Origin of the sequence: Pedobacter sp. (genome assembly GCF_035317785.1) — a bacterium.
Taxonomy (GTDB): Bacteria; Bacteroidota; Bacteroidia; order Sphingobacteriales; family Sphingobacteriaceae; genus Pedobacter.
In genome coordinates this window covers 1-9,943 of sequence record NZ_DATHGC010000048.1, presented here as the reverse complement: position 1 = coordinate 9,943, position 9,943 = coordinate 1, and the positions used below count along the sequence as shown (strand labels likewise).

The window sequence follows — 9,943 nt, the reverse complement described above, 5'->3', positions numbered from 1 at the left end:
AATCGACGACCCGTTTGTGTTTTGCGGCTTGTTTGTTGATCTCTACCAGCAATTTTAAACTGTCGACGGATTCGATCATACTGATAAAAGGGGCAATGTATTTTACTTTATTGGTCTGCAAATGGCCGATGAGGTGCCATTGAATGTCTTGCGGCAATAGTGCCTGTTTTTCCACGAGTTCCTGCACCAGGTTTTCGCCAAATACACGCTGTCCGGCATTGTAAGCCTCCAGAACAGCATCTGCCTGCTGAAATTTGGATACGGCCACCAGCTGCACGCCATCGCTTTCTATTTCCTTTTTATATTTTAATAAGTTCTCGGCTATACTCATTTATCAGTATTTTTGGTAAAAATAAGAACCTTGGCGAACTTTGGCTAAGAAATAATGATGTTTTAGACTATAATGAAGAACTTTATATATATAGTGATTTCCTTTTTACTGATGACGGGCTGCAAGCCGGGCATTCCCAAAGACCTGATACAGCCCGATGAGATGGCCCTGATCCTGCACGACATCCATGTTTTTGACGGTTACATCAATGCCGTTGCCAATATGGATACTGCAAGGGTAGTTGCAGCGGGTTATTACAAAGGCATTTATAAAAAATTTGGTATTGATTCAGCGCTTTACAGCAGGAGCTTTGCTTATTACAATAAACATCCAAAAGCAATGACGGAAATCTACACAAAAGTGGTAAGCCGTCTGGATAAAGAAAAAAAGGCATTCGTAAGAGCAGATTCCCTGGCAACTGCGAAAATACTCAATACGCAAAAGGCAAGGATGAAAGCAGATTCCCTGAAGCTCAAAAACGATTCGATAAAACGGTCTGACTCCCTTAAAATAGCAAAAGAAAAGAAAAAGTTTTTGAGACAAATGGATTCTCTTAAAAAGCTCAGCTTGTCGCCAAAGGAACGCCTGAAGTCAATAACCATGATGAAAAAATTATCCGATTCGCTCAAAATGGTTAAGAAAAAGGATTCGCTAAGAAAGGCGAAGCGGATGAAAAAGACCACAAAAATTAATACAGTAAAAAAAGTTAACTCAGTAAAATAAGCATGTTATATCCGGAGAATTGTTTGGAGCGGTTGGGTTTTAATGAGATAAAACAACTTATTCATAAACATTGCCTGAGCCCGATGGGCCAGCAGATGGTCAGCAAAATGCAGGTCATGACCAAGTTTGATCAGATCAATAAGTTTCTGAGACAGACCTACGAGTTTAAAAGTATTCTTCAAAACCAGGAACCCCTGCAGATCAGTACATTTTTTGACATCAAGACCCTGGCTGAAAAGATCAGGGTAGAGGGTACCTACCTGGTAGAAGAGGAATTGCACCAGATGTGCGCTTCGTTACAGACTGTTTTTTCTGTATTGAGGTTCTTTGATGAACGCAAGGAGATCTACCCTAATCTTGAGGCTTTGTTTGAGCACCTGCCGGTTGAAAAGAATATTCTCAAAAGGATAGAAGCGGTCCTGGATCCAAAAGGAAAGATCAAGCCCAATGCTTCTCCTCTATTGCAGCAGATCATCGGGGATATTGCCAAAGGGGAGCAGGATGTACGCAAGCGCATGGACTCGATCTACAGGCAGGCGGTAGCCAGCAATTGGGTGGCCGATGGCAGTTTGACCATACGTGACGGCAGGATGTGCATCCCTGTACTCGCCGAAAATAAAAGAAAACTAAGGGGTTTTGTCCATGATGAGTCCGCCAGCGGCCAAACTGTGTATATCGAGCCTGAGGAGGTTTTTGCCTTAAATAACAAGCTGCGCGACCTGGAGTTTGACAGGCGGCGGGAGATCATCAGGATACTGATCGCGCTGACCACTGACCTGAGGCCTTATACGCCGCTATTGCTGTCTTATCATGGTTTCCTCACCAAACTGGATTTTGTACGGGCCAAGGCCTTATTTGCCATTGATGTACAGGCAGATATGCCGGTGCTGCTCAATGAGCCTAAGACCAAACTGGTGAATGCGACGCATCCGCTGCTTTACCTTTCTTTCAAAGAGGATGGCAAGACGGTGGTGCCTTTAAACGCGCATTTGGATGAAAATCTGAGAATATTAGTTGTTTCAGGCCCAAATGCCGGCGGTAAGTCTGTCTGTATGAAAACCGTGGGTCTGCTGCAGGTAATGGTCCAGTCGGGGCTGCTCATTCCTGTTCATGAGTCCAGCGAGGTAGGCGTTTTTGACCAGATCTTTGCTGATATTGGCGATGACCAGTCTATAGAGAGTGACCTGAGTACTTACAGTGCGCATTTGACCAAGATGCGGTATTTTGTGGCCCACGCCACGCCAAAATCTTTGGTACTGATCGATGAGTTTGGTACAGGTACTGATCCGCAGTTTGGCGGGCCAATGGCGGAAGCCGTGCTGGAGGTACTGAACAATAAAAAAGTCCGTGGGGTCATTACGACCCACTATTCCAATTTGAAGCTGTTTGCTGGCAATACACCGGGCTTGGAAAATGCGTCGATGTTATTTGACAATGACCGCATGAAGCCGATGTATGTACTGGAAATAGGCAAGCCGGGCAGTTCTTATGCTTTTGAGATCGCCCAAAATATCGGCTTGCAGAAAGAAGTGCTGGAACTGGCCAGGGCCAAGACTGGAACCAATCAAAACAGGATAGACAGCTTGCTGGTCGACCTGGAACGCGAAAAGAAACAGATCTACGATACCAGGATCCATCTGGCCAATCAGCAGAACAAGGTAAAGAACCTGGTAGCCGAAAATGAGAAGCTGAAGCTGTTTTTGGACGAGAATAAAAAGGTGTTGATCAAGGAGGCCAAACTGGAGGCCCAGACCATCATTAAAAACGCGAATAAGCTGGTCGAGAATACCATCGCGGAGATCAAGGAAACAAAAGCAGATAAGACTGTTGCAAAAGAATTGCGGCAGAACCTGCAAAAGCAACTGGTGCAGCACCAGGTAAAGGATGAACCGGCAAAAGCAGAACCAGTTAAACTGGTGAATACGCCGATTGAAGTGGGCGACTGGGTGCAGCTGAACAACAGTGAGACTACGGGCCAGGTGCTGGAGATCAACAGGGACAACCTGGTGGTGGCGCTTGGTGACCTGCGCTCGGTGCTGAAAAAAAACCGGGTACAAAAGATCAGCAACAAGCAGGCTAAAAAAGCGGTACAAAATAATTCCTATACAGGCAGCATCTCTGAAGCGATCTCCAGTTTTAATGCCGAACTGGACCTGAGGGGCCAGCGCGGTGATGACGCGCTTTATGAACTGGAAAAATACCTGGACAAATCACTGATGCTTGGTTTTCCTTTCATCAAGATCATCCATGGCAAGGGCGACGGTATCCTCCGGAAACTGATACGCGAATATTTAAAAAAATACAGCCAGGTGAACCGGGTAGAAGATGAGCATGCAGACCGTGGCGGCGACGGAATTTCCTATGTTTATTTCAATTAGGTAAACATATTTATTATCAGTGTGTTATAAGATAAAATGATTGTCTTATGAAATCACTGGTCATGTTGCTCGCTGTGCTGATGATCCCGGTGCTGGCCTGCAAAAAGAACCCAAAAGATCCGGGTGAAGAACTGCCGGATGCCGAGATCAAAACCCGTGTGCTGAGCAGTGGTCTTTCTCATGTGTGGGAAATGGTTTATGGCCCTGACCAGCAGATCTGGATCACTGAAAGATCGGGTAAGATCAGCAGGGTAAATCCGCAAACAGGCGCTGTTTCACTGGTTTACAACATTCCTGATGTAGTTTCCAATGGCGAAGGCGGCTTATTGGGTATGGCGCTGCATCCGCAGTTTGACGCCAATCCATGGGTATATGTGGTTTACAATTATGGCAGTCCTTATAAAGAGAAAGTAGTCAGGTTTAGCTATAGTGGCGGTACGCTCGGCGCTCCGCTGGTCATTCTGGACCAGATCCCTGCTGCCTCCATCCACAATGGCTCAAGGCTGCTCATCACTGCTGATCAAAAATTGCTGATCACGACCGGTGATGCCAGTGTAAGCGGCAATGCACAGAATGCCAGTTCTTTGTCGGGTAAGGTTTTGAGGGTCAATCTGGACGGCTCTGTACCTGCTGATAACCCTATAGCCGGCAATAGGCTGTGGAGCCTGGGGCACAGGAATCCGCAGGGTCTGGTAGAGGCCAACGGACGCATTTATGCGTCGGAACATGGCCCCAATAACGATGACGAGATCAATGTGATCCTAAAAGGGCGGAACTACGGCTGGCCAAATGTAGAAGGCTATTGCAACGGAACCACCGAAAAAGTATTCTGTACTGCCAATGATGTGGTTGAACCCATCACCGCCTGGACACCGACCATAGCGACGGCGGGGCTTACTTATTACAATTCCGATTATATTCCCCAATGGAAAAATTCGCTGCTGCTGGTGACCTTAAAAGCTTCCAAATTTATCCAGCTTAAACTGAACAGTTCCGGGGACCAGGTTACCGGCACAAAAGATTATTTTTTAAATGAATTTGGACGGTTGAGGGCCATTTGCCAGTCTCCGGACGGCAAAGTATACATTGCCAGCAGTAATGGTTCGAACGATAAAATCATAGAAATCACTAAATAAGTTGTGTTGGTTGCCGGATATAGTATAATTTAGCAGCAAAACTTATTATCATGATAAACAAGGTTGTTTCCGGCGCTGATGAAGCCATTAAGGACATAACAGATGGCAGTACGCTCATGCTGGGCGGCTTTGGCCTCTGCGGGATTCCTGAAAACTGCATCAACGCGCTGGTTAAAAAAGGGGTTGGGCAACTGACCTGTATCTCTAACAATGCCGGTGTGGACGATTTTGGAATAGGGTTGATGCTCCAGCATCACCAGGTAAAAAAAATGATCTCTTCTTATGTAGGCGAGAACGCCGAGTTTGAGCGTCAGTTGCTGAGCGGTGAACTGGAGGTTGAGCTGATCCCGCAGGGTACCCTGGCTACCAGATGTATGGCTGCCGGATATGGTATGCCTGCCATTTATACGCCTGCCGGGGTAGGGACTGAAGTGGCCGAGGGCAAGGAAGTACGGAATTTTAACGGAAAGGATTACCTGATGGAATATGCTTTTGACGCTGATTTTGCCATTGTCAAGGCATGGAAGGGCGATACTGCAGGCAACCTGATCTACAGGTCTACCAGCCGCAATTTTAACCCGGTCATGGCCATGGCAGGCAAGGTGACCATTGCTGAGGTGGAAGAGCTGGTGGAGGCCGGTGAACTTGATCCGGACCAGGTCCATACGCCGGGAGTATACGTGCACCGCATATTCCAGGGCTCGGGTTATGAAAAGAGAATTGAACAAAGGACTGTTAGAACTAAAAGCTGACCGGCATGCTGGATAAGAACGGAATTGCGAAACGTATCGCAAAAGAGATAAAAGACAGGTATTATGTGAATTTGGGGATTGGTATCCCTACACTGGTCGCCAATTACATTCCCGAAGGGATCAATGTGGTGCTGCAATCTGAAAACGGTTTATTGGGCATGGGACCTTTTCCTTTTGAAGGAGAAGAGGATGCTGACCTGATCAATGCCGGTAAACAGACCATCACGACCCTGCCGGGTTCTTCTATATTCGATTCTGCCATGAGTTTTGGTATGATCAGGAGCCAAAAGATAGATCTGACGATATTAGGGGCTATGGAGGTGTCTGAAAACGGTGATATTGCCAACTGGAAGATTCCTGGTAAAATGGTAAAGGGTATGGGCGGGGCGATGGACCTGGTGGCTTCTGCCAAGAACATCATTGTCGCCATGCAGCATGTGAATAAGGCAGGGGAGAGCAAATTGCTGCCTGCCTGTACCTTGCCGCTCACAGGTGTGCGGTGTATCAAGAAGATCGTTACCGAACTGGCGGTACTGGATGTATTGCCGGAAGGTGGTTTTAAACTGATAGAACGGGCACCGGGAGTGAGCGTAGATTACATCAGGCAGGCTACTTTAGGTAAGCTTTATGCAGATGATGACGTACCGGAAATGGCGCTGGATTAAGACTGTTTACAATACCTGGGTCTCAGGTCTTTTGAGATCTCTTCTGTGATCCTGATGATGTCTTCCGGAGTATCCAGGTTATTGATCACCACCTTATCTGCGGTACCTTTATAAGGCAGCAGGAATTCCTTGTAGGCAGGAACTACATGGTTGTGCCATTTATACAGGACACCATCCTCCGCATACCCACGTTCCATGCCGTCCCTTTTAATTCTTCGCTGCAATGCGACGGCCTCTTCTGCTTCTACAAAGATCCTGTAGTCCAGCAAAGCGGCTATTTCTTTAAAATGCAAAATGAACAGGCCTTCAACAATGACAATAGGGGCCGGGTTGACTTCGAGTATTTTGACTACCGCCAATGGATTATTGAAATTGTATTCTTTTTTATAAACGACCTCGCCTTTTACCAGTCTTTTAATGTCCTGTAAAAATTGCTCATTGTCTATAGTGGAAGGCAGGTCAAAGTTGTACAGTTTATTTTCTTCCTGGGTCATTTCGCCTGCCGGGAAATAATAGTCGTCCTGGGAGACAAGGGTGACCTCGTCATTTTTGAAATGGTGTAAGAAGGAATTTAAAAAGAAGGTTTTGCCGGAGCCGCTGCCCCCAGCGATGCCTATAATGAAAGGTTTATTTTTGTTCATTCTCTTGTCCGCCGTACGTTAAATTGCAATAAAAACGTCTGTCCAGTGCGCCCAGTGCGTCTGCGACAGCTTTTGTCATTACAATGATAACATCTTTTGTGGACTCATTTTCAGTAAATTTACCAACAACCTTTGCGAAGGTAGAGCGGTTGCTCATGGGATTGGTGATTTTGACAATGCCGCCTATTGGGGCAGTACGGTGCAATACCAGCATTTTAGTAGGGTCAAGATCCGCATCGGCTATCCATACCGCGGTTCCTTTTTCTTCGATCTGGTTGAGGCCATAGCGTGCAGCCGGATATCTTAGCGAAGGGTCTTTGATCGAACGCAGAGAATCTGCTTCGCTGGCGAAGGGCGCATTTGCAGGCTTAACAGGATACTGACCTTTGATCAGAAGCTTTTGACCAACATTCAATGAACTGGTGGTCATGTCGTTTTTAGCTTTAAGCTGATCGATGGTCATCTTATATTTTGTAGCGATGGAATAGATGGTTTCGTTTGAGGCGACTGTATGAACGATGAGCTCATTGCTGTCCGGCTTGTTCTCAGCCATTTTTTGGTTCAGGTCGATGTTCTTGTTGATCTCCCTTCTGTCCGGAACCGGAGCCGGCACCGGCTGTTTTTGCGATGGCTGCTGCACGGTTGTCTGTACCACTGCAGGCTGAACTACTGCCGGATTTACCTTTTGCACTGATGCTGTCGCAGTATCTTCAGGTGCTTTCTCTTCTGCTTTAACCGGAATCTTTAATATCTGGCCGATCTGCAGGTTTATAGACCTTAAATTATTTATCCTTTTGATCTCGTTTACTGTAGTGCCGTACTTTTCCGCAAGCATGTTCAGGTTTTCTTTCTTTTGTACTGCATGCTCGATCAGGCCCTGTTCAGTACTATTTGAATCGGCAGCAGGTGGCACCGCAGTTGTATTTCCTGGCGTGTTTTTAACTGTCGCAGTACTATAATTTACCGTATACGGCATAGAAGTAGGTACTTTAACAATGACACCGATCTGCAAATATTTGCTGTCGTTAAAGTTCATCACATCCTTAGGATTGACATTGTATCTTCTGGCGATGGAGTAATAAGTGTCTTTGGCCACGACCTTGTGAATGACCACCTTTTTACCATTTTGATTTTCAACCCCTATTGAATCCCTGGTATTTGCTGATGAAGTATTTATATTAAAAAGAATAGCAGCAATTGCTATTATACAGTATCTATACATTAATGTCCTGATAAAAAATTTTGAGCAATAATACGAATAATAAAGTAACCCCCTGTTGAATTGTAATTATAAACGCTGTTTGGCGCATCCTATTGTCTTTTCAGAGATATTTTTAAACCATTTTCAGCTATCTTTGTTATACCACCTAATCCCGGAAAGAGGGGGCAAAATAAAAAAATAAATACCATGGACGCAAAAGAAATCAGTTTAAATGAAAAAGAAGTAAAACCAGTAGTTGATCTGCTGAATGATTACCTGGCCAATTACCACGTTCATTACCAGAAATTAAGAGGATGTCACTGGAACATCAAAGGACAAAACTTCTTTACCTTGCACATCAAATTTGAAGAATTATACACCAACGCCCAGCTGACCATCGACGAGATTGCAGAACGTGTGCTGACGCTGGGCAAGCCGCCGCACAGCCGCTTCGCGGATTATATCAAAGAATCAGGTATTAAAGAGGTCAATACCATCGGGATGAAAGACCTGGACATGGTTGACGAGGTGCTTGAAGACATGGCGCACCTGATCCAGCTGGAGCGTGATCTGCTGGAAGCTACAGAACAGGCTGGTGACGACGGTACCAATGATATGGTAAACAAGTTTATGCAGTTTAAAGAGAAAAATACCTGGATGCTGCGTTCTTTTGCCGGAAAGAAATAGTACCTGAGGTTATTTAATATCATCATTAGTCATGCTGAAATAAGTTCAGTGTGACTTTTTTATGTCTTTCTTTAATATCTTTGAAGCAACATGGGATATAAAAGCTTAGCAGAATGTGTCGCCGACCTTGAAAAACACGGACACCTCATCAGGATTAAAGAAGAAGTAGACCCTTATCTGGAAATGGCTGCCATACACCTTCGTGTATATGAAAAACAAGGACCTGCTTTATTTTTTGAAAAGGTAAAAGGCAGTAAGTTTCCTGCGGTTTCCAACCTCTTTGGTACCCTGGAACGCTCAAAGTTCATGTTCAGGGGCAGCCTGCCTAAGGTTGAGCAACTTGTAAACCTGCGCTCTGATCCTGTGAAGGCTTTAAAGAATCCACTTAAACTCCCCGGTATCGGCTTTACCGCTTTAACAGCGCTTCCGCTGAAACAAAGCATTTTTAAAAATACATTTAGCAAAACCACCATCTCCGCACTGCCGCAGATTGTAAACTGGCCCATGGATGGTGGTCCGTTCATCACCATGCCGCAAGTTTACACAGAGGATATTGACAAAACCGGAATACTCAACGCCAACCTGGGCATGTACCGGATCCAGCTGGCAGGCAATGACTATATCCAGGATAAAGAAATCGGGTTGCATTACCAGATCCACCGGGGAATTGGGGTACACCAGAGTAAAGCCAACGCCAAAGGCCAGCCTCTAAAAGTGAGTATATTCGTTGGCGGCCCGCCATCTCATCCGCTGGCGGCAGTAATGCCATTGCCGGAAGGGCTGTCTGAGATGACTTTTGCCGGGGCACTGGGTAACCGCAGGTTCAGGTATTTTTACGATGAAGAAGGTTTTTGCATCTCGGCTGATGCAGATTTTGTCATCACCGGAACGGTCTATCCGCAGGAAAACAAACCTGAAGGCCCCTTTGGCGACCATCTGGGCTATTACAGTCTTACACATCCATTCCCGTTGATGAAGGTGCACAATGTATACCATCGCAAGGATGCCATCTGGTCATTCACCGTCGTGGGCAGGCCACCGCAAGAAGATACCAGCTTTGGCGCATTGATCCACGAGATAGCAGGGTCGGCATTGCCCAAAGAAATACATGGACTGAAAGCAGTAAATGCAGTCGATGCCGCAGGTGTGCACCCGCTGCTTTTTGCGATAGGCAGCGAACGCTATACCCCATATCTAAAAGAAAGAAGGCCCCAGGAAATCCTGACCATAGCCAACCACATATTAGGTAAAAATCAGCTGAGCCTGGCCAAATACCTGTTCATTGCGGCGAGGGAAGATGACGAGCAACTCGATACACATGATCTGTCCGCATTTTTGCAGCATGTGCTGTCCCGTATGGATTTCAGCCGGGACCTGCACTTTCATACCCAGACAACTATAGATACACTGGACTATAGTGGCGAGGGAT

Annotated in this window: 9 protein-coding genes and 1 pseudogene; 7 read left to right on the top strand and 3 right to left on the bottom strand. The window is 45.9% G+C overall.

The genetic code is table 11. The annotated features are described in order from the left end of the window. Positions 1-331: pseudogene (locus VK541_RS03260) on the bottom strand (YggS family pyridoxal phosphate-dependent enzyme); the annotation flags it as partial. 72 nt (positions 332-403) lie between these two features. Between VK541_RS03260 and VK541_RS03255 the strand changes: the two are divergent. The 5 genes from VK541_RS03255 to VK541_RS03235 are packed head-to-tail and all read left to right on the top strand — an operon-like array spanning position 404 to position 5,985. Then, entirely contained in the window at positions 404-1,054 is a 651-nt protein-coding gene (locus tag VK541_RS03255) for a DUF4296 domain-containing protein (RefSeq protein ID WP_324366881.1), read from the top strand. A gap of 2 nt (positions 1,055-1,056) precedes the next feature. Beyond that, positions 1,057-3,432, top strand: coding sequence for an endonuclease MutS2 (locus tag VK541_RS03250; RefSeq protein WP_324366879.1), 2,376 nt, complete (start codon positions 1,057-1,059; stop codon positions 3,430-3,432). Positions 3,433-3,479: 47 nt separating this feature from the next. After that, positions 3,480-4,568: a PQQ-dependent sugar dehydrogenase gene (locus VK541_RS03245; RefSeq protein WP_324366877.1), complete on the top strand. Its 1,089-nt coding sequence runs from the start codon at positions 3,480-3,482 to the stop codon at positions 4,566-4,568. Positions 4,569-4,618: 50 nt separating this feature from the next. Then, on the top strand, positions 4,619-5,320 hold the full coding sequence (locus VK541_RS03240; protein ID WP_324366875.1) for a CoA transferase subunit A: 702 nt from the start codon (positions 4,619-4,621) through the stop codon (positions 5,318-5,320). 5 nt (positions 5,321-5,325) lie between these two features. After that, a complete protein-coding gene (locus VK541_RS03235) occupies positions 5,326-5,985 on the top strand; it encodes a CoA transferase subunit B (protein ID WP_324366874.1) in 660 nt (219 codons plus the stop codon). Here VK541_RS03235 and VK541_RS03230 read toward each other — a convergent pair. After that, positions 5,982-6,626, bottom strand: a complete 645-nt coding sequence (locus VK541_RS03230) for a uridine kinase (RefSeq protein ID WP_324366872.1) — start codon at positions 6,624-6,626, stop codon at positions 5,982-5,984. The two genes, VK541_RS03235 and VK541_RS03230, sit on opposite strands and share 4 nt — an antisense overlap. Next, positions 6,613-7,848 carry a LysM peptidoglycan-binding domain-containing protein gene (locus VK541_RS03225; protein WP_324366871.1) on the bottom strand — a complete coding sequence of 412 codons (1,236 nt, stop codon included), beginning with the start codon at positions 7,846-7,848 and terminating at the stop codon, positions 6,613-6,615. The genes VK541_RS03230 and VK541_RS03225 overlap by 14 nt, the downstream gene beginning before the upstream one ends. Before the next feature lie 186 nt (positions 7,849-8,034). On the opposite strand from VK541_RS03225, the gene VK541_RS03220 reads away from it, so the two are divergent. Together VK541_RS03220 and VK541_RS03215 are read left to right on the top strand one after the other, a co-directional pair. After that, positions 8,035-8,514: a DNA starvation/stationary phase protection protein gene (locus VK541_RS03220; RefSeq protein WP_324366870.1), complete on the top strand. Its 480-nt coding sequence runs from the start codon at positions 8,035-8,037 to the stop codon at positions 8,512-8,514. Positions 8,515-8,604: 90 nt separating this feature from the next. Further along, the coding region (locus tag VK541_RS03215) for a UbiD family decarboxylase (protein ID WP_324366869.1) at positions 8,605-9,943 on the top strand (1,339 nt) is incomplete at its 3' end.

Coding starts and splice junctions, on each gene's coding strand:
- VK541_RS03255 (WP_324366881.1), top strand. CDS start 404: ATGAAGAACTTTATATATATAGTGATTTCCTTTTTACTGATGACGGGC.
- VK541_RS03250 (WP_324366879.1), top strand. CDS start 1,057: ATGTTATATCCGGAGAATTGTTTGGAGCGGTTGGGTTTTAATGAGATA.
- VK541_RS03245 (WP_324366877.1), top strand. CDS start 3,480: ATGAAATCACTGGTCATGTTGCTCGCTGTGCTGATGATCCCGGTGCTG.
- VK541_RS03240 (WP_324366875.1), top strand. CDS start 4,619: ATGATAAACAAGGTTGTTTCCGGCGCTGATGAAGCCATTAAGGACATA.
- VK541_RS03235 (WP_324366874.1), top strand. CDS start 5,326: ATGCTGGATAAGAACGGAATTGCGAAACGTATCGCAAAAGAGATAAAA.
- VK541_RS03230 (WP_324366872.1), bottom strand. CDS start 6,626: ATGAACAAAAATAAACCTTTCATTATAGGCATCGCTGGGGGCAGCGGC.
- VK541_RS03225 (WP_324366871.1), bottom strand. CDS start 7,848: ATGTATAGATACTGTATAATAGCAATTGCTGCTATTCTTTTTAATATA.
- VK541_RS03220 (WP_324366870.1), top strand. CDS start 8,035: ATGGACGCAAAAGAAATCAGTTTAAATGAAAAAGAAGTAAAACCAGTA.